Here is a 19,111-nt window from a genome sequence, read left to right on the forward strand (position 1 = left end):
CCACCACCGGCGCCATGGACTATGGCCTGGCCCTGTCGGGCTGGCCGAAAGACCGGGCCAGCGCCCGCAGCTATCAGGGCGGGCACATGGCCTATTCCATCGAGGCGAGCCTGGCGCAGATGATGGCCGATGTGCGCGCCTTCGTGACGGTCGCCCCATGAGAACCGCCGCCCGCCTGCTGGCCGCCATCCTTGGCGTCGGGCTGCTCGGGGTCGCCCCGGCGCCCAGCCAGGCCGAACCGACGGCCAGGAGCTTCGTCACCCAGCACGCCGGCGTGTTCGGCGGGCGGCGGGTCAGCTATGAGGCGATCGCTGGCGAGACGATCCTGCGCGACGCCAAGGGCGCCCCAGCCGCCACCCTGTTCTCCTTCAGCTATGTGGAGAAGGCCGCGCCCTCGAACCGGCCGGTGATCTTCATCTTCAACGGCGGCCCAGGCTCGTCGTCGGTCTGGCTGCACCTGGGCATGGCCGGTCCCCGTCAGGTGGACTTCACCGATGAGGTCAATCCGCCCACCGTCCCGCCCTTCGCCTTGAAGGACAACCCCAACGCGCTCTTGGACGTGGCAGACCTGGTCTTCATCGACCCGCCGGGCACCGGCTACAGCCGGGTGCTGCCCACGGGCCGGACTGAAGACTATTACGGGGTCAACCAGGACGCCCTGGCGGTGGCCAACTTCATGTCCGCGTGGCTGAGCCGGAACAATCGCTGGAACTCGCCCAAGTTCGTCATGGGCGAGAGCTACGGCACGACCCGGGCCGCCGCGCTGGCCACCACCCTCATGGGCGGGCCGACCTCGGCCTCCGGGGAGCTGGGCGCCATCACCCTGAATGGCGTCCTGGTGCTGGGCCCGGCCATGGGCGGCCCTGTAGGCGATCATCTCTACGGCGCCAACCTGCCGGCCATGGCGGCCAGCGCCTGGTATCACCGCCCTGAGCTCCGACAGGGGCGAGGCCTGGACGAAGCGGTCGAAGCGGCGCGGACCCTGGCCTCGGGCCCCTATATGCGCGCCCTCTATCTGGGGAGCGCCCTGCCCGCAGCAGACCGGCTGGCGCTCGCCGACCAACTGGCCGCCCTGACCGGCGTGCCGGCCCAGACCTGGCTGGCCAACCGACTGCGTCTGGGCCTTGGCGGCTTCTCCCGGGAGCTTCTGAAGGACAAGGGACTGCAGGTCGGCGCCTATGACAGCCGCTACGTCTTGCCGCTGAAGGCTGCGGGCGCCGACCCGGTGGCCGATGACCCCGCCATGGGCCAGTACACCCCGGCCTTCGTGGGCGCCCTGAACGGCTATGTGGTGAAGGAGCTGAAGGTGCGGATGGACACGCCCTACATCCCCATCGCCTTTACTCAGGTGAATTCCAAATGGGACTACGGCCCCGGCGGTCCCCGGGGCCGCGACGCGGCGGCGGAACTCGCCCAGGCCCTGCGGCGCAACCCGTCCCTGCGGCTGTTCGTGGCGGCCGGCCACTATGATCTGGTGACGACCGTGGGCGCGGCCGAATACGCCCTGAGCCAGGTCGACCTCCCGGCCAACCGCGTGACCTTGAAGGCCTATCCGTCTGGCCACATGCCCTATCTTGGAGCCGAGAGCGCGCGGACCCTGGCCGAGGACGTTCGCGCCTTCATCCGGCGGGCCGCTCAGGGCTCGGAGTAGCCGTGGGCGCGGAGGCTGAGCTGGTGATCGGCCGGGTTGGCTGAAAAGAACAGGCCGCCCCGGCGTTCGGAGCGCTGCGGCAGGTAGTCGATGCTCATGTCGCTGGTCTCGATCAGCGTCTCGCCCTGGCGCAGCTCCCCGCTGACCTGAAGTCCTGCGGCCGTCTCGCCGCCGGCGTTGGCGGCCCGGAACGACACGAGATATCCCCCTGGAGTCGTTGTGACTGAGGTCACCGACAGGGTCACCGCCGGCGGCCTCTCAGGGGTCGTGACGGCGAACACCACCATGTAGGCGAGCGCCGCGACCAGCAGCAGGCCGCCAGCCGCCGCGATGATCCACTCCAGGGGCGAAGTGCTATCCAGGGCAGGCTGCGACCTCCTGGCGTCCTCTTGGCCGCCGGCGTCAGAACAGGTCATAGCAGGAGCCTCGCGGAAGCCGCGCCGATGGCGCCTGGAAAGCCGAGGACGATGGTGGCGCTGATGATCTCCTTCAGGCCATCGCCATCGGTCCGGCCGAACACCCAGAGGCTGAACAGGCTGACCGCCAGGACAATGACGTAGCCGACGACGGTGAGCCGGACGAACACACTCCAGGCCGGAACGTGGGCGGGCCGCCGCGATCCGCCCCGAAAATTCAGCGCGTAGACGAAGGCGTGCATCAGCCCGAGGGAGACCAGGGCCAAAACCACCGATTGCCAGGCCGACATCTTGTAGGCGATCAGCACCATCTCCTCGGTGGGGGCCATGTTGAAGGATAGGAAGAGCGCCCCTGCCGCCATGAGGAACAGCTCGCCCCAATAGGTCGGCTGGGCTTTCTGCCGCTCGCGCTCAGGCTCGCCGCCCAACTGGCTGCGGGCCAGCATGGCGCCGAAGCTGCCCGGCACCGTCTGCAGGACGATCTTGCCGATGATCTCCCGGGCCGACATGCCCAGGGTGAGGATCCCGAAGATCGAGAGGGTCACCGCCGCGGCCAGCGCCGCAACGAGCAGCACCACCAGGGCGTCGGCCACATCGTCGCGCAGGCGCGCCGTGGGGCGCATGCCCCCAAAGCGCGAGAGCCCCACCAGCATAGGAACCGTCAGCGCCAGGAGCAGGGCCAGACGCAGAGGCTCCATGTAGAAGCCGAGCCACCACATCTCCATGGTCATCAGCATCGGCAGGGCGAAGATCAAGGCCCCGGCGAACGCCCGGCCCAGGCCCCGCAGAAAGGCCGCGTCGGCCTTTAGGACCTCCCCAGGAGCGATCTCTCTCCACATGTATGGCCCCATCTTGTCGCGCTCGAGGTGGTGACAGCTTAGTTCTGAACGTCGCCGCGGGTTCCGTAGACCCGTTTCAGCTCCACAGAGAGACGCCATGCTGACGACCCTGGCCGAGTCCAAGATCACCACGGCTACGCCCCTGCGGCGCCTGCCGTCAGCTGAGCCGCCGCGAATAGATTAGCCGCCCGGCGAGCCTGTCCATGGCGAGATGGACAAGATAATGCCAAGCGGCGACCCTAAACTGCCCAGGGCCTGCCCGCCGGGCCACTCGGAGGGGACAACATGCTCACACGCCGCAGTCTGATCGCCGGGGCCGCCGCGGGACCAAGTGTCGCCGCCGTCGCCCAGGCCGCCCTCGCCGCCCCCCGGGAACCCCTGCCTGTGCTGCCGGCGAAGGCCGAGTTCGCCCCGATGGCGCTGACCTATCTCGACGCCGGCGCCACTCACCCCCTGCCCCTGGGGGCCAAGGCGAGCCTGGAGGCCTATCTCGGCGAAAAGACGCAGGATGGCTCAGCCCGACCCCTCAGGGTCAGCGCCCAGGAGCGCGAGATGATCGCCGCCTTCGGAACCCTGGTGGGCGCGGCGCCGGACGAACTTTGCGTGATCCAGTCCACCACCATGGGGGAGAACCTGGCCCTGCTGGCGCTAGGCCTGCCGGAGGCCGGCGGGCGCATCGTCACCGACGCCCTGCACTTTTTCGGGTCCTTCTACACCTACGGGGAGATGGGCCGGGCCGGCATGGACGTGGTCACCCTGCCCATGGAGGCGGACGGCCGCATCGACATGGCGAAGATGGCCGAGGCCATCGATGACAACACCAAGCTGGTGGCCATCAGCCATGTCTCGACGGTCAATGGATTTGAACACGACCTGAGGGCAGTCTGCGATCTCGCCCATGCCCATGGCGCCTACGTCTTCGCCGACATCATCCACGGCGCCGGGACCACGCCCATCGACTTGCGAAAGGCGGGCGTCGATTTCGCCGCCAGCGCCTCCTACAAGTGGCTGATGGGGGATTTTGGCCTGGCCTTCCTCTATGTGCGCCGGGAGGTGCAGGAGAAGCTGCGCCGACCCTGGTGGGGCTACCACCAGCTCGCCAAGTTCCAGACCCACGTCTATCCCCATGACGCCCCCGGCGAGACGGTGGCCGACTATGAAGCCAGCGACGACGCCGCCGGCCTGTTCGCCATGGGCGCGGCGCCCTGGACCGGCGTGGTCCAGCTCAACTGGTCGCTCACCTGGCTGAACCGGGTCGGCGTGGAGGCGATCCAGGCCTGGCGTCAGCCGATGGCCGACGCCATCCAGACCGAACTGCGCGGTCGCGGTTATGCGCCCCTGACCCCGCAGGGCAGTCGCACCCCCCTTGTGGCCTTCTCTCTGAAGGACGCCCGGGCGAAACTGGCCGAGCCGATGAGCCAGGCCAGCATCCGCCTGGGTCTGTCTACACACCGGTTCCGGGTGTCCCTGGCGGTGTTCAACGACATGAACGACGTCGACAAACTGCTGAGCGTCCTGCCCCCTACGCCGCCGGCTTGACCCCCATCAAGCCGCCCCGGCCAGGTCCAGGGCGTAAGCTTCGGCCCAGGCTGCGCCAGCCGCCAGGGCCTCGCCCACCATGATCAGGGCCGGGCCGGGCCCAATGGGCGAGGCCGGCGTCTTGACCTGTTCGGCCAAGGTGGTGAGCCGGAGCCTGGCCCCCGGCGCGCTGGCGTTCTCGACAATGGCCAGGGGCGTGTGCGGCGCCCGGCCGGCCGCCATCAGCCGCCGGGCGATCTCGCAAACCGCCCGGCCGCCCATATAGATGGCCAGGGTGGCCTCGGAGTCGGCGGCCGCCGCCCAGTCCATCGAAAGCTCTCCGTCCTGAGTGGTGGCGGTGGTGAACACCACCCGTCGAGCCACGCCCCGATGGGTCAGGGGCAAGCCAAACTGGGCGGCGGCGGCGCAGGCGGCGGTGACCCCCGGCACAATCTGCGCCTCCAGCCCATGGCGGCGCAGGGCCTGGGCCTCCTCTCCCACCCGCCCGAAGATCGAGGGATCGCCGCCCTTCAGCCGCACGACCCGCAGGCCCCGCCGGGCCAGGCGGATCATCAGGCGGTTGATGGTCTCCTGCCGCATGGACGGCCGGCCGGCCCGCTTGCCCGTCTGGATCTTCAGGCAGGCCTGGGGCGCCAGGGCCAGGATGTCTTCGCCGACCAGGGCGTCATAGAGCAGGGCCTGGGCGCCTTCGATGGCGCGCGCCGCCCGCAGGGTCAGCAGGTCGGCCGCGCCGGGGCCTGCGCCCACAAGCTGAACGGGAAAGAGGGTCTTGGGCTCAGGCGGCATGACGGGTCTCCGAGGCAGGCAGCATGCGGGCGATTTCGGGACGGCAGGAGCCGCACTGGGATCCAGCGCCGGTGGCCGCGGCGACAGCGTCGAGGCTCGAAGCGCCCCGGGCGATGGCCGCCTCTATGCGCGGACGGCACACGCCGCGGCAGGCGCAGACCAGGGGACCGGTCTCGACGGCCACCCCGGGGGCGAAGCCGATCAGCAAGGCCGCACGATCAGCCTCGCTCAGCTGGTCCTTGGGGAACAGGGCGGCCAGCCAGTCCCGGGGCGGCAGGCGGCCGGTCTCCACCGTCATGAACAGCACGCTGGCCAGTCGGTCACCCTGGACGAAGGCTTCCCGCAGGCGGCCGCCCTGGGCGTCCTCCAGCAGCAGCGCCTGCCCCTTCAAGCCGCGGCTCAACAGCTTGCGCAGGGCCTCGCGCTCAGCCGCATCCCCGCGGCCGGCAAACTCGTGAAGCTGGCAGCCGTCCTGGGTCATGCGCCGCCAGACCAAGTCTAGCCCCTCTGGCGGGGCGACGGCCGCCCGCGAGAGAAAGAAGCCTCTCCAGGTCTCGCGATAGGCCTGGATGCGGGCCGGCGTGTGCTTGAATTCCGGCTGGCCGGAGATGGGATCGACGCGGCCCGAGACCAGCGGATTGGCCCGCCCTTGCGGCGCGTAGGCGCCGCTCCAGTGCATGGGCATGAAGATACAGCCGGGCCGCTGGGCGTCGGTGATCCGGGCGAGCGCCACCGCCTCGCCGTGGACCGTGCGCACCCGGGTCAGCATGCCCTCGGCGATCCCCTGCTCCAGGGCGTCGGCAGGGTGGATGTCCACATAGGGTTCGGGCGCGTGGCGGCTGAGCGCGGCGGAAAGGCCAGTGCGGGTGAGCGTATGCCAGTGGTCGCGCACGCGACCGGTGTTCAAGGCCAGGGGAAAGGCTCCGTCGGTCGCCTCGGCCGGTCCCAGGGCCGGCGTCGGGACCATCCGGGCGCGGCCATCGGCAGTGGCGAACCGGCCATCGGCGAACAGCCGCGCCGTGCCCCCCGCCGGGGTCACCGGCCACTGAACCGGGGAAAGGGCGTTGTAGGCGTCTGGGGTGAGGCCGACCAGCGGTCCCAGGTCCAGGGTGCGGCCGGTGTTTTCATAGGCGGTCATCCGGGCCCATTCGCGGAACACCTGGGCGTTTGAGCGCCAGCCGAAGGCCGCCTCATGGCCCATGGCGGCGGCCACGTCGGCGATGATCTTCCAGTCGGGCCGCGCCTGACCGGGCGGCGCCATCAGCGCCCGCTGGCGGGAGATGCGGCGCTCGGAATTGGTCACCGTGCCGTCCTTCTCACCCCAGGCCAGGGCTGGCAGCTTCACATGGGCGAAGGCGGCGGTGTCGGTGTCGCCCATGCAGTCGGAGACCACCACGAACGGGCACCTGGCCAGGGCGTCGCGGACCCCTTCCGCCCTAGGCATGCTGACGGCCGGATTGGTGGCCATGATCCACAGGGCCTTGATGCGCCCATCACCGACCGCCTCGAACATGTCGACGGCCTTGAGGCCAGGCTTGCGGGCCAGGTTCGGCGCCCCCCAGAAGCGTTGGACCCGGGCGCAGTCGGCCTCGGTGAAGTCCATATGGGCGGCGAGTGTATTGGCCAGGCCGCCGGTCTCGCGCCCCCCCATGGCGTTGGGCTGACCGGTGATCGAAAAGGGACAGGCGCCCGGCTTGCCGATCCGGCCCGTCGCCAGGTGGACATTGAGGATGGCCAGCCCCTTGGCCACCCCTTGGGCCGACTGGTTGGCCCCCATGGAGAACAGGCTGACGGTCTTCGGCGTGGCGGCGAAGAGGTCGTAGAAGGCGTGCAGATCGGCCAGGTCCAGGCCGCAGTCGGCGGCGACGGCGGCCGGCGACTGGTCGTCGCGGGCCAGGCTTTCGACCACCGCGCCATAGCCGCTCACATGGGCGGCCACATAGGCCTGGTCTACCGCGCCCCGATCCATCAGGTTGGCGAGCAGTCCGTTCCACAGCCGCACATCGGTCTGGGGCGCGAGCGGCAGGTGCAGGTCGGCCATCTCGGCGGTGTCAGTGCGGCGGGGATCTATGACCACGTGCCGCTGGCCCCGATCTCGGGCCGCCTCCATCCGCCGGAACAGCACCGGATGGGTCCAGGCCGCGTTATGGCCGGAAAAGACCACGAGGTCGGCGAGGTCCAGATCCTCATAGCAGCCCGGCACCAGATCGGCGCCGAAGGCGGCCTTGTGCGCCGCCACAGCCGAGGCCATGCAAAGCCTTGAATTGGTGTCGATATTGGCCGAGCCGATGAAGCCTTTCATGAGCTTGTTGGCGACGTAATAGTCCTCGGTCAGCAGCTGGCCCGACACGTAGAAGGCCACGGAGTCCGGGCCGTGCCGGGCGATCGTCTCAGAGAACCTGCGGGCCACCAGTCGGGTCGCCTCGGCCCAGGAGGCCTCTCGCCCGCCGATCTCCGGCGCCAGCAGCCGCCCCTCCAGGCCGATCGTGTCAGCCAGAGCCGCGCCCTTGGAGCACAGGCGGCCGAGATTGGCGGGATGCTCAGCGTCGCCCTGGACCGCCAGGTCGCGGCCCTCGGCCCGGGCCGTGATCCCGCAGCCGACGCCGCAATAGGGACAGGTGGTGCGCGTTTCAGACACGGGCGCCTCAGGTCCGCGCCAGGCCGATGAACAGCCGCCCCTCGCGCACCTCCAGCGGCACCACCGGGGCGCAGCCCTTGCCGGCGTCGGCGCCCAGGGACTCGCCGGTGGCCAGATCGATCACCCGCCCGTGGAGAGGACAGGTCACCGAGGCGCCATGGACGATGCCCTGGCTGAGCGGCCCACCCTTGTGCGGGCAGGCGTCCATCAGGGCGAAGACCTGGCCGTCGCCGGTGCGGAAGATGGCGATCTCCCCCTGCGGTCCCTTCAGGCGTCGGGCGCCGCGGCGGGGAATGTCGGTGTCGGCGCCGACATCGATCCAGGTGATCTGGGGATCCTTGACCAGGGCGTTCATGCGGGTGCGAACTCCAGGCGGCGGCTGAGCGGATTGAACTCGTCCGCATGGCGGCCGGCGACCCGCTCAGCCCAGGGGTCGGTGCGGGAAAAGCGCTGCGAATAGGCGAAGCGGTCGTAGAGCGCCTTGCGCCCTTCCAGGTCCTCGACCTGAGCGCGGATCGTCTCCAGGCCGACCCTCGCCATCCACTTGTAGATGCGCTCCAGGTACCAGCCCTCTTCCCGATAGAGCTGGGTGATGGCGCAGATGGTCCAGACGGCCTCGTCCTCGCTGGCCACCTTGGTCAGCAGCTGGGTTCCCTGGATGTGAAGCCCCGCCGCGCCGCCGATGTGGATCTCGAAGCCTGAATCCACGCAGACCACGCCGATGTCCTTGCAGGTGGCCTCAGCGCAGTTGCGGGGGCAGCCCGACACGGCGAGCTTCACCTTGGCCGGCGCCCAGGAGCCCCACATCAGCTTTTCCAGACGCACGCCGAGGCCCGTGGAGTCCTGGGTTCCGAACCGGCACCAGTCTGTCCCGACGCAGGTCTTCACCGTGCGAAGACCCTTGGCGTAGGCGTGGCCCGAGACCATGCCGGCCGCGTTCAGGTCGGCCCAGACCGCAGGAAGGTCGTCCTTCTTGACCCCCAGCAGATCGATGCGCTGGCCGCCGGTGACCTTGACCGCGGGAATCGCGAACTTGTCGGCCACATCGGCGATGGCCCGCAACTCCTGGGGGGAGGTCATGCCCCCCCACATCCGCGGCACCACCGAATAGGTGCCATCCTTCTGGATGTTGGCGTGGACCCGCTCATTGACGAAGCGCGACTGCTTGTCGTCCTGGTAGTCGCCGGGCCAGGCGCAGATCAGATAGTAGTTGAGCGCCGGTCGGCAGCTGGCGCAGCCTTCCGGCGTTGTCCATTCCAGGGCCTGCATGACCGCCGGGATCGACTTCAGCCCTTCCGAGACAATGCGTTTGCGCACCACCTCATGGCCATGATGGGTGCAGCCGCAGACCGGCTTGGGTCCGGTCTGAGCCTGGAAGGCGTCGCCCAGGGTGACCGCCAGCAACTTCTCCACGAGCGGGGTGCATGACCCGCAGGAGGCCGAGGCCTTGGTATGGGCGCGGACATCCTCCAGCGAGGTCAGGCCGAGTTCGGCGATGGCGGTGGTGATGGCGCCCTTGCACACGCCGTTGCAGCCGCAGATCTCCTGGGAGTCCGCCATGGCCGCAACGGCGCTCTTAGGGTCCACGCCGCGGAGCGCCTCCGTCACCGCCTGACCGAAGATGAGGGTTTCGCGCAGGTCGCTGACATCAGCCTGCGACTTCATCAGGTCGAAGTACCAGCCGCCGTCGATCACGTCGCCGAACAGCACCGCGCCGGCCACCCGCCCCTGTTCCAGGACCACGCGTTTGTAGACCCCTCGCCCGGCGTCGCGGAACACCACGTCCTCGCAGCCCTCGCCGCCGGAGAAACGGCCCGCGGAAAACACGTCGACGCCGGAGACCTTCAGCCGCGTCTGCAGGACCGAACCGCCATAGGCGCAGTTCTCCACCCCGGTCAGCACGTCAGCCAGGGTGCGGCACATCTCCCAGATCGGCGCGACCAGGCCATAGGCGATCCCGCGATGTTCGGCGCACTCGCCAATGGCGAAGATATCGGGATCAGAGGTGCGCATCTGGTCGTCGACCACCACGCCGCGGCCGACGTTCAGGCCGCAGTTGGCCGCCAGCGCCGTGTTGGGGCGAATGCCCACGGCCATGACCAGCAGACTGCAGGGGATGATCCGGCCGTCCTTGAGCTGCAGGCCGCTGACCTTGCCGTCCTCGCCCAGGATCGCTTCGGACTGGGCGCCCAGCACGGTCTCAACCCCCCGGTCGGTCAGCGCGCTGCGCAGCAGGAAGCCCGCAGACTCGTCGAGCTGGCGCTCCATCAGCACGTCCATCAGGTGGATGACCGTGGCCCGCATGCCGCGCCGGGCCAGACCATAGGCGGCCTCCAGGCCCAGCAGGCCGCCGCCGATCACCACGGCCTCACCGCCCGCATCGGCGGCCGCCACCATGGCCTCCACATCGTCCAGATCGCGGAAGGTGACGACGCCGGCCAGGTCCGCCCCCGGCAGCGGCAGGCGCACCGGATCGGAGCCTGTGGCCAGGATCAACCGGTCATAGGCCGCCTGCGTCCCGTCGCTGGCCCGCACCACCCTGGTCTCGCGATCGATCTCGGTTACCGCGCAGCCTGAATGCAGGGTGATGGCGTGGTCCTGGTACCAGGCCTCGTCGTTGAGGACGATGTCGGCGAAGGCCTTCTCACCGGCCAGTACGGGCGAGAGCATGATGCGGTCATAGTTCACCCGGGGCTCGGTCCCGAAGATGGTGATCTCGTAGCGATCGGGGTCGCGCCGCAGCACTTCTTCCACCGCGCGGCAGCCGGCCATACCGTTGCCGATGACGACAAGACGTTGCTTGGTCATGGAAATCTCCTGCCGGACTAGAGGCGGATGGGGGTGGATGAGGGGCCGGCCAGCTCATGCCAGGTCCGACGCCATTGGCCCTTGACCAGGTTGAGGGCGACGCAGGCCATCAGGGACATGAGCGCAAAGCCCAGCAGACCGGCCTGATAGGACCCGGTCGTCTGTTTGGCCCAGCCGAGGCTGGCGGCGAGATAGAAGCCGCCCACCCCGCCGGTCATGCCGACGAGGCCGGTGACCACGCCGATTTCGTTACGGAACCGCTGGGGCGCCAGTTGGAAGACCGCTCCGTTGCCGGCGCCAAGGGCTGTCATGGCGAACATGATCACGCCGAGCGCCACGTAAGGGTTGGCCAGGTGGAAACTCGCCACCGCCAAGCCCGCCGCAGCCAGCAGATAGACGATGGTCAGGGTGCGCACGCCGCCGAAGTGGTCGGCGAGGCCGCCGCCGACGGGACGGGAGAAGGATCCGGCGAACACGCAGGCGGCGGTGAAGAAGCCGGCGATCACCGGGCTGAGGCCATATTCGCTGTTGAAATAGATGGTGAGGGAGGAGGCCAGGCCGACAAAGCCGCCGAAGGTGACGCTGTAGAGGAGCATCAGCCACCAGGCGTCGGGGGTCTTCAGCACCGCCATATATTCGGTCAGCGACTTGGGCGGAGGCTGCTCCGGGGCGTCCTTGGCGAAGATCACATAGACGGTGAAGGCGATGGCCAGCGGAATGGTGGCCAGGCCCAGCACGTTCATCCAGCCGAACTGTTCAGCCAGGAACGGCGCGAAGAGGGCCGCAAGCGCGGTGCCGGAGTTGCCCGCTCCGGCGATGCCTAGGGCCAGGCCCTGGTGCTCAGGGGGATACCAGCGGGACGCCAATGGCAGGGCGACGGCGAACGAGGCGCCGGCCACGCCCAGAAGGACGCCGACCATCAGCACCTGGCTGTAATTGTGCAGCCCCATCAGCCAGGCGACCGCCAGCCCGCCCATGACGATGAGCTGGCCGATGATCCCGGTCTTCTTGGGACCGATGTGATCCACCAGGACACCAGCCACCACGCGCAACAGGGCGCCGGCGAGGACGGGAACGGCGACCATGAAGCCCTTCTGGGCCGCATCCAGGTCGAAGGTCTCGGCGATGGCCACGCCCAGCGGGCCCAGCAGCACCCAGACCATGAAGCTGAGGTCGAAATACAGGAAGGCCGAGAACAGAGTCGGGGCGTGCCCCGCCTTAAGGAAGGATCGGCTGATCATGGGAAGACCCGTTCAAGAGGACATGAATGGCGGCGTCGCCGTGCGGAGGCGGCTCATCATCGAGCCTGTTCCGAGAGAGCCGCGAACGCCGTTGTCCTGGGCCGTGAGGTCATGAGAGACCCATCGCCGCCGCGGGGTCATGGGTGGAGCGCCAGGGCCGGTCGAAGAAGACCCGCATCGCGTGAAAATGCGGCGCCTGCGAACGGCGCCTGTCGCGGATTTAGGCGATCAGCCGCCTTCAGCGGCCAGATAGAGGTCCGGCCGCCAGGTGCGCTCGGCCACCTTGTCGCTGGCCACCTCGCCAATCTGCCCCCAGCGAGTCATCTGCTCCAGCAGCCAGTGGGCCTGTTCCGGCCGCGGCGGATTGACCTCGCCGCCCGTGAAGCAAATCTCGCCCAGACTCGCCAAAATCGCCTGCGGCGTGACGCCCAGGTATTCGGGCCGGGACAGCATCGCCGCCAACTCGGTCTTATTGCCGACGTCGGCGGCCCAGGCTGCAGCCGCGATCAGGGCGCGCAGGAGCGCCCGCAGGGCCGCCGGGTTCGCCGCAGCCCAGAATTCCGTGACCCCCAGGACCTTGTCGGGAGCGCTCGGCCAGACATCGCCAATCCGCGCCACGGTCTGGCCCACGCCCGCAGCCTCGGCCACCGCGTTCCAGGGCGCGCCGGCGCAGAATCCCTCGATGACCCCCTCCGCCAGCAGATCTGCCGTGCGGGAGGGCGGCGCCACCGTCAGGCGGACATCCACATCGGGATTGAGTCCCAGACCCGCCATCCAATGGCGCAGCAGGTAGTTATGGATGGAATAGGGATAGACGACCGCCAAGGTCAGGGGGCTGGCCCCCTCCTCCTGCCGGCGACGCGCCAGATGGGCCAGTCGGGCGCCAGGCTCCCCGTCGCCGGTGAGGCGCGTGGACAGGGTCACCGCGGCGCCCCCCTGGTTGAGGGCCAGCGGCGCGATCATCGCCCGGGGCTCGCTGCCCACTCCCAGACTGGCCGCCAACACCATGGGCGCCAGCATGTGGGCGCCGTCCAGGGCGCCGGCCGACACCTTGTCGCGGATCGTCGCCCAGGAACCTTCGCGACTGAGCGCCACCGACAGGCCCTGTTGGGCGAAAAAGCCCTTTTCCTGCGCCACGATCAGGGGGGCGGCGTCCACCAGGGGAATGAAGCCCAGCCGCAACTCGCCGGTCATGCTCATATGGGATCTCCCCCTTTCAGCACGCCGGCGAAGGCCAGCAGGTCAGCGGCGACCGCGCCCAAGGGCCGGCCGGTGTCCATGGAGAGCTTGCGCAGCAGGCGATAGGCCGCCTCCTCGTCCAGGGCGCGCTCCTTCATCAACAGGGACTTGGCCCGCTCGACCGTCTTGCGCGATGCGAGATCAGCCTTGGCCTTGGCCAGATCAGCCCGCAGCTGATGCATCAGGTGGAAGCGGCTCATGGCCACCTCGAGAATGGGCCGCACCCGCGCGGCCGACAGGCCATCGACCACATAGGCCGCCACGCCGGCGCGCACAGCCTCTTCAGCCAGGCCCGGTTCAGAGCGATCGACGAACATCACCACCGGTCTCGGATTGGCCGCGCTGGCCTCCCGCAGGCTTTCGAGGGTGTCGCGATCAGGGCTTTCGGACGCCACCACCACCACATCGGGCTGGAAGGCCGCCGCCGCGGACTCATCAAAGACAGCCGCCAGCCGCACCTCCAGCGGGTCGATCCCGATAAGGCCTTCGGCCACCAGGGCGGCGCGAGCCGGGTCTGGATCAATGATGAGGACGCGCATGGGGGCTGACTAGGCGACCTCATCGGCAGGCGAAAGAACCTTTGCCGGACATGGCGGGCGTCATGGCCGCCCGGCGCCTGAAAACCCGGCAGGGCTTGCCTGTCTGTCAGGCGCCCCCTGCGCCGTCCGCCTGGGCCAGCAGGGCCGCCAGTTCCTCAGGGGTGTTGGCGCCGCGTAGCCGGGCCAGAGTCCCTGGGGGCGCCGGCATCGCGGTCAGGCCCGCGCGCTCCACAAGGCGGCGCAGCGGCCAGTCGTAAGCCGCCTCCCTGGGAACCGCTGACAGCGCCACCACCATGGGCAGAGGCAGGCCTTCATAGGCTGCGCCGGGGGCCGCCGCCGCCAGAAGGGGCGCCAGGTCAGCAGCCTGCAGGGTCGGCGCATCCACCGCCAGAACGAGCGCGCGGTCTTCGCCTCGCGCCCGGATCCCGGCCAATCCGGCCAGCAACCCGCCGACAGGTCCGGCGTCTGGGGCCGGGTCGGGAATAAAGTCCAGGCCATAGTCCCGACCCACGGTGAAGACCTCAGCGGCGCCGACAGCTCGGGCCAGAGACGCCACACGAACGACCGCCGTCTGCCCGTCCCAGTCGATCAGGGCCTTGTCGCGGCCCATTCGGGCGGACCTGCCGCCAGTGAGGATCAGGGCGGAAAAGGTCATCGGCGCTCCGATAGCTGTGATCATGCCCACAAGCCTTGCAGTCCCCAAGGTCTGGGCCTATTGGCGGGCCATCCCGCAAAACGCGCCCGCGGCCAAGGCCCTCCGCCCGATCCTGGCTGGGCCCTGCGCGCCGCGGAGCCCTCCTGCGCAAGGCCTGCAAACGCAATCCTATGAGCCAGCCCCTCTTCTTCAACCTGCAAGCCACCCACAATCCCCATCGCTGGTACCTGCCGCTTAGTCCCGCGGTGTGCGTGGGGCCGCCGGACAACCTGTTCATGTTCGGCGGGGTCGGCATGGCCGCGGCGATCGCGGCCCTGGAGCGCACCTGCGGCCGGCCGGCCATCTGGGCCACCGCACAGTACCTCTCCTATGCCAGGCCGCCCAGCATCGTGGACCTGGACGTCTGGGTTCCGGCCTCGGGCAAGTACAACAGTCAGGCCCGGGTGATCGGCCATGTGGGGGACAAAGAAATCTTCACCGTCAACGCCGCCCTGGGCGCCCGGGAGAGCGAACACTCGGCCCAGTGGGTCAAGGCGCCCGAGGCGCCGTCGCCTGAGGACTGCCCGGCCGCCGATCACTGGCGGGGCGGGGGCGAGGACCTGCATAGCCGGATCGAGGTCCGCGTGGCCAAGGGCCGCTATGGCGGGACCACGGCCAGCGGACCGAGCACCGACGGTCATCTGCTTCTGTGGATCAGGTCTCGCGAGGGCTTGCCCATCGATTCCACCTTCCTGGCCATCGTCGCCGACTTCGTCCCCGGCGCCGTGGGCAACGCTCTGGGCCTGAACGCCGGGGGCAACAGCCTGGACAACACCATCCGCTACCGGCGCATCGTGCCGACCGACTGGGTGCTCTGCGACATCCGGATCGACGGCGTCCATGGGGGTTTCGGACACGGGACGATGGCCCTTTTCGCCCAGGACGGCGAACTGATGGCCACCGCGAGCCAGTCGATGATCCTGCGGGTCTTCTAGGCCGGCGAGGTGCGCCTCAGATCGCGGTGATAGCGCTTCCAGTTCTCCACATAGTGGTGCGCCGAAGCCGTCAGGATGCGGGCCTGACCTTCTGAGACCTCCCGCACCACCTTGCCCGGCGCCCCCATCACCAGGCTGTTGTCGGGGATCTCCTTGCCTTCGGTGATCAGGCAGTTGGCGCCGATCAGGCAGTTCTTCCCGATCCTGGCCCCGTTGAGGATGATGGAGCCGATGCCCACAAGGCTGTTGTCGCCGATGGTGCAGCCATGAAGCATGACCATATGGCCGACAGTGACATCTCGGCCAATGGTCAGGGGTGAACCCGTATCGGTGTGAAGAACAGATCCGTCCTGGATGTTGGAATTTTCACCAATGACAATCGGATCATTGTCGCCGCGGAGCGTTGCATTGAACCAGATCGAGGCGTTCTTCTTAAGAATCACATTGCCCATGACCGCAGCGGTAGGGGCAATCCAGTATTCACCTTCCGGCGGCAGCTCCGGGGCCACATCGCCCAAGTTATAGACACTCATCCGCACACCCCACATCTTGTCGAAAACGTCGCACTTCAGGCTTGGTTAACCAGGCTAGCATCATAGTTGCGATGCGATTCGAAGGGATCATACCCCGATGATCGACGCCGGACCGGCTTCCGGTCTGAAGGTTCGAGTTGGACGGAGTGCATGGCGCTGCGTTTGCGATCCCGGCGGGGCTCCCCCGCCTCCGATGTCCCGGCCACGGTCGGGAACGGGACGCTCCCAGGCGCGTCGCCCGCCCCGTTTCCACCTCACTCGTCCTCCCCCCAGGGGCGGTCCGCACAGGACTCGCCCCTTTTTCATGCCCCCATGGAGGCTTTGATGACCAAGCGTGCCCTGAAGCGACAACTGCGCGAAGGCGCCTTCGACGCCGAGCAGTTTGACGATTCGAAAATCCGCCGGCTGCCGATCGATCGCGGGTGGTCGCCACTCGGTCCGGGAGAGGAGAGCCGAGATCAGGGCTATTTGAAAACCATCAAGGCCAAATCGCCTGGGCAGGAGGAGTTGATTGCGGCCATCGACGCCAAGAATCTGGTGCTGGCGCTCGGTCCCGCCGGCACCGGCAAGACCTATCTGGCCATCGCCAAGGCGGTGGAGGCCCTCGAGGCGGGACGGGTCGGCCGTATCGTCCTGTCGCGGCCCGCGGTCGAGGCCGGCGAGTCCATCGGCTTCCTGCCAGGCGAGATGGAGGACAAGCTCGCCCCCTATCTGCGCCCCCTCTATGACGCTCTGTCTGACCGCATGTCGATGAAGCGGGTGCGGGCCCTGATGGCGGAGGGCGCGATCGAGATCGCACCGGTGGGCTTCATGCGCGGCCGCACCCTGAACAACGCCTTCGTGGTCATCGATGAGGCCCAGAACTGCACCTACGTGCAGCTGAAGATGCTGCTCACCCGTCTGGGCTGGCACTCCACCATGGTGGTCACCGGCGACCCGGCCCAGTCAGACCTGCTGCCGGAACTCTCCGGCCTGGGTCCTGTGGCTGAGAAGCTGGACACGGTGGGCAATATCGCCGTCGTGCGCCTGAAGGACCGCGACATCGTCCGCCACCCCCTGGTGGCCGAGATGCTGGGCGTCCTCTAAGGGCCTGGAGACGGTCAGGCGCCGGTCGCCCGGCGTCTGACGGTCAGGCTCGCCAACCTCAATCTGTCCGCCAGGCTCGCCCCATTCAGCGGGCAGGTCTGGCGGCGATGACATAGTCTGCCCCATGGCGCAGACCGCCCTCCTGGCGGCACAGGTCCAGGCCTTCCTGACGCAGCCGTTCGGCCTCGGCGCGCAGGCCATGGGCCAGGGCGCCGTCGGGGATCCTAGCGACCCGCCGCAGTCCCATATCGATCTGCCCATCGACCCATTTTTCCAGATAGCGGTTCGGAAACCGGCGGGCGGACTCGATGACATATCCGGCCTGGCCAAGGGCCTCGACGACCCACTCGGCGGGATATTCGCGATAGGGCGTTTCATCCGCCAGGAGCAGGCAGGCGTCCCTGAACCGGCCAATGGCCCGAACCACCTGGGCGGAGGCCCCGTTGGCCTCGCCGACAATGTAGGGATCAAGGCCCACCACATAGAGCCGCCCGCCCACATGGGGCGCCAGGCGGGCGAACAGTCGCTCCTGAAAGTAGGGCGAAAAGCCCTCCACAGCGCCGAGGAGGTAGTCGGCCAGGACGGTGTCGAACACCTCACCGCGGAGCAAGGACGGGTCAGCCCAGTTGCCCACCAGCAAGCGGTCGCTGGGCCGGCGCATCTCGCCGGCGCGCGCTTGGACCTGTTCGGCGTGTGCGGGGGCGGCCGTCACCCCGACCCAGGCCTCTGGCGCCAGGCCAAGGCTCCATAGGGCTGAGTTCACCCCGGTCCCAGCATCCAGAAGGCGCCCCCAGGGCTCATGCGCCTGGAGGGTTTCAATATGCCGAAACAGACTGGAGACGGCCGTAGCGCTCAAGGCTTGATCCCGTCCACAGGACGTTCCTCCACCTGGCATCTGAGCTCGGCGCCCATGGCGATCAGCAGCCGGGCGGCGGCCTTGACCGTCATTCGCCCAGGCTCCCGCAGCCAGACACAGACCTGGGTGCGGGGAACGCCCAGCTGGGCGGCGAGGGCGGCCTGGGTCAGCCCCCGGGACTCCCGCTGCGCCTCGAATCTCGCCCGCACGAGGCGCCAGATCTCAGTCTGAAGGGCGGTGACCGCCGCATCGGCGGCGCTGGGGACTTGGGCGGCTTCGGGACGAACTGAGCGTTGCATATCGTTATGTTATAACGTATCGGGCCATCTGATCCTTTTCTAATCGGAGCCGGCGCAGATGTCACCCAAGGTTGCACTCTTCCTCGCAGCAAGCTTTTCAGTCCTGGCCGGGACCGCCCGCGCCGAGGCGGGCTTAGAGCCCATTGTGCAGGAGCTGATCGTCACCGCCGACCCCCTGGGTCGCTCGGGAGACGAGGTCATCTCCAATGTGGAGATTCTCAGCGGAGACACCCTGGCCCAGCGCCGCCAGGCCACCTTGGGTGAGACCCTGGTCAGCCTCCCGGGCGTCACCTCCGACGCCTTTGGCGGCGGGGCGAGCCGACCGGTCATTCGTGGCCAGACGGCGCCCCGGGTGAAGATTCTCAGCGATGGCGCCAGCCTGTTTGACGCCTCCGACGTGTCCCCCGACCACGCCGTCTCCGGCGAGCCCTTGCTGCTGGACAGTATTGCAGTGCTGCGGGGCCCGAGCGCGCTCCTCTATGGGGGCGGCGCCATTGGCGGCGCGGTTAATCTGATCGACCGCAAGATCCCCACCGCCATCCCTCCGGAGGGCGGCGAAGGGGCTGTTGAACTACGCTACGGGTCTGGGGATGACGAACGGGCCGGAGTGGTCGGCGTGACCGTCGGCCTGGGGAACTTTGCTCTGCGCCTTGAAGGGGCCAACCGTCGCACGAGCGACTACCGAACGCCCTTTTACACCCCACCTGCCCACGGCGGCGAGGACGACCACGACCATGATCACGACCATGAAGATGACGCCGCCGGCTTCGACCGCCTCGCTGGCTCCTTCAACCGCAATCGCTCGGTCACGGTGGGGGGCTCCTGGATCGGATCCAACGGCTATTTCGGCGTGGCCTATACCGAACAGGTCAGCAAGTACGGTCTGCCGGGCCACAATCACGAATACGAATCCTGCCATCCGCACGGTTCCAGCCTGCACTGCGGCGGACATGATCATGGGGGCGACGACCACGATCATGACCACGACCACTCTGATGGCCACGTCCCGATC

At 68.5% G+C, this 19,111-nt stretch carries 18 protein-coding genes; 5 read left to right on the forward strand and 13 right to left on the reverse strand.

Going from position 1 to position 19,111, the window contains the following annotated elements; genetic code table 11:
• The first annotated feature begins 157 nt into the window (after positions 1 to 157).
• On the forward strand, positions 158 to 1,651 hold the full coding sequence (locus Q7V15_RS09820; RefSeq protein WP_304755392.1) for a S10 family peptidase: 1,494 nt from the start codon (positions 158 to 160) through the stop codon (positions 1,649 to 1,651).
• Here the strand turns inward: Q7V15_RS09820 and Q7V15_RS09825 are convergent.
• Both Q7V15_RS09825 and Q7V15_RS09830 read right to left on the reverse strand, forming a co-directional pair.
• Positions 1,636 to 2,067 (reverse strand): hypothetical protein, encoded by a 432-nt coding sequence (locus Q7V15_RS09825; RefSeq protein WP_304755393.1) that lies wholly within the window; start codon positions 2,065 to 2,067, stop codon positions 1,636 to 1,638. The two genes, Q7V15_RS09820 and Q7V15_RS09825, sit on opposite strands and share 16 nt — an antisense overlap.
• Complete coding sequence (locus Q7V15_RS09830) at positions 2,064 to 2,906, reverse strand: TIGR02587 family membrane protein (protein ID WP_304755394.1); 843 nt, start codon at positions 2,904 to 2,906, stop codon at positions 2,064 to 2,066. The genes Q7V15_RS09825 and Q7V15_RS09830 overlap by 4 nt, the downstream gene beginning before the upstream one ends.
• A gap of 285 nt (positions 2,907 to 3,191) precedes the next feature.
• Between Q7V15_RS09830 and Q7V15_RS09835 the strand changes: the two genes are divergently transcribed.
• A complete protein-coding gene (locus Q7V15_RS09835; RefSeq protein WP_304755395.1) occupies positions 3,192 to 4,445 on the forward strand; it encodes an aminotransferase class V-fold PLP-dependent enzyme in 1,254 nt (417 codons plus the stop codon).
• Positions 4,446 to 4,451: 6 nt separating this feature from the next.
• Here Q7V15_RS09835 and cobA read toward each other — a convergent pair whose 3' ends face one another.
• The 8 genes from cobA to Q7V15_RS09875 all read right to left on the reverse strand — a co-directional run bounded on the left by cobA (position 4,452) and on the right by Q7V15_RS09875 (position 14,375).
• The gene (cobA, locus tag Q7V15_RS09840) at positions 4,452 to 5,231 is read right to left on the reverse strand and encodes a uroporphyrinogen-III C-methyltransferase (RefSeq protein ID WP_304755396.1); all 780 of its coding nucleotides are present in this window, start codon (positions 5,229 to 5,231) and stop codon (positions 4,452 to 4,454) included.
• Entirely contained in the window at positions 5,221 to 7,869 is a 2,649-nt protein-coding gene (locus Q7V15_RS09845; RefSeq protein ID WP_304755397.1) for a nitrate reductase, read from the reverse strand. The genes cobA and Q7V15_RS09845 overlap by 11 nt, the downstream gene beginning before the upstream one ends.
• A gap of 7 nt (positions 7,870 to 7,876) precedes the next feature.
• On the reverse strand, positions 7,877 to 8,224 hold the full coding sequence (gene nirD / locus Q7V15_RS09850; RefSeq protein ID WP_304755398.1) for a nitrite reductase small subunit NirD: 348 nt from the start codon (positions 8,222 to 8,224) through the stop codon (positions 7,877 to 7,879).
• Positions 8,221 to 10,677, reverse strand: a complete 2,457-nt coding sequence (gene nirB / locus Q7V15_RS09855; protein WP_304755399.1) for a nitrite reductase large subunit NirB — start codon at positions 10,675 to 10,677, stop codon at positions 8,221 to 8,223. The genes nirD and nirB overlap by 4 nt, the downstream gene beginning before the upstream one ends.
• Before the next feature lie 17 nt (positions 10,678 to 10,694).
• Complete coding sequence (locus tag Q7V15_RS09860; RefSeq protein ID WP_304755400.1) at positions 10,695 to 11,918, reverse strand: NarK/NasA family nitrate transporter; 1,224 nt, start codon at positions 11,916 to 11,918, stop codon at positions 10,695 to 10,697.
• A 228-nt stretch (positions 11,919 to 12,146) separates the two neighbouring features.
• A complete protein-coding gene (locus tag Q7V15_RS09865) occupies positions 12,147 to 13,118 on the reverse strand; it encodes a CmpA/NrtA family ABC transporter substrate-binding protein (protein WP_304755401.1) in 972 nt (323 codons plus the stop codon).
• Positions 13,115 to 13,696 (reverse strand): ANTAR domain-containing response regulator, encoded by a 582-nt coding sequence (locus tag Q7V15_RS09870; protein ID WP_304755402.1) that lies wholly within the window; start codon positions 13,694 to 13,696, stop codon positions 13,115 to 13,117. The genes Q7V15_RS09865 and Q7V15_RS09870 overlap by 4 nt, the downstream gene beginning before the upstream one ends.
• A 106-nt stretch (positions 13,697 to 13,802) precedes the next feature.
• The gene (locus Q7V15_RS09875; RefSeq protein WP_370689799.1) at positions 13,803 to 14,375 is read right to left on the reverse strand and encodes a molybdenum cofactor guanylyltransferase; all 573 of its coding nucleotides are present in this window, start codon (positions 14,373 to 14,375) and stop codon (positions 13,803 to 13,805) included.
• Positions 14,376 to 14,521: 146 nt separating this feature from the next.
• Here Q7V15_RS09875 and Q7V15_RS09880 point away from each other — a divergent pair, with 146 nt between their 5' ends.
• The gene (locus Q7V15_RS09880) at positions 14,522 to 15,325 is read left to right on the forward strand and encodes an acyl-CoA thioesterase II (protein ID WP_304755403.1); all 804 of its coding nucleotides are present in this window, start codon (positions 14,522 to 14,524) and stop codon (positions 15,323 to 15,325) included.
• Here Q7V15_RS09880 and Q7V15_RS09885 read toward each other — a convergent pair.
• Complete coding sequence (locus Q7V15_RS09885; protein ID WP_304755404.1) at positions 15,322 to 15,858, reverse strand: gamma carbonic anhydrase family protein; 537 nt, start codon at positions 15,856 to 15,858, stop codon at positions 15,322 to 15,324. The two genes, Q7V15_RS09880 and Q7V15_RS09885, sit on opposite strands and share 4 nt — an antisense overlap.
• 312 nt (positions 15,859 to 16,170) lie before the next feature.
• Here Q7V15_RS09885 and Q7V15_RS09890 point away from each other — a divergent pair, with 312 nt between their 5' ends.
• Positions 16,171 to 16,944: a PhoH family protein gene (locus Q7V15_RS09890; RefSeq protein ID WP_304755405.1), complete on the forward strand. Its 774-nt coding sequence runs from the start codon at positions 16,171 to 16,173 to the stop codon at positions 16,942 to 16,944.
• An 85-nt stretch (positions 16,945 to 17,029) separates the two neighbouring features.
• On the opposite strand, the gene Q7V15_RS09895 is transcribed toward Q7V15_RS09890, so the two are convergent.
• Positions 17,030 to 17,800, reverse strand: a complete 771-nt coding sequence (locus tag Q7V15_RS09895) for a class I SAM-dependent methyltransferase (protein ID WP_304755406.1) — start codon at positions 17,798 to 17,800, stop codon at positions 17,030 to 17,032.
• A complete protein-coding gene (locus Q7V15_RS09900) occupies positions 17,797 to 18,099 on the reverse strand; it encodes a helix-turn-helix transcriptional regulator (RefSeq protein WP_304755407.1) in 303 nt (100 codons plus the stop codon). Before Q7V15_RS09900 ends, Q7V15_RS09895 begins: the two co-directional genes overlap by 4 nt.
• 58 nt (positions 18,100 to 18,157) lie before the next feature.
• On the opposite strand from Q7V15_RS09900, the gene Q7V15_RS09905 reads away from it, so the two are divergent.
• On the forward strand, positions 18,158 to 19,111 hold a 954-nt coding region (locus Q7V15_RS09905; protein WP_304755408.1), incomplete at its 3' end, for a TonB-dependent receptor plug domain-containing protein.

Origin of the sequence: Phenylobacterium sp., from assembly GCF_030651755.1 — a bacterium.
GTDB lineage: Bacteria > Pseudomonadota > Alphaproteobacteria > Caulobacterales > Caulobacteraceae > Phenylobacterium.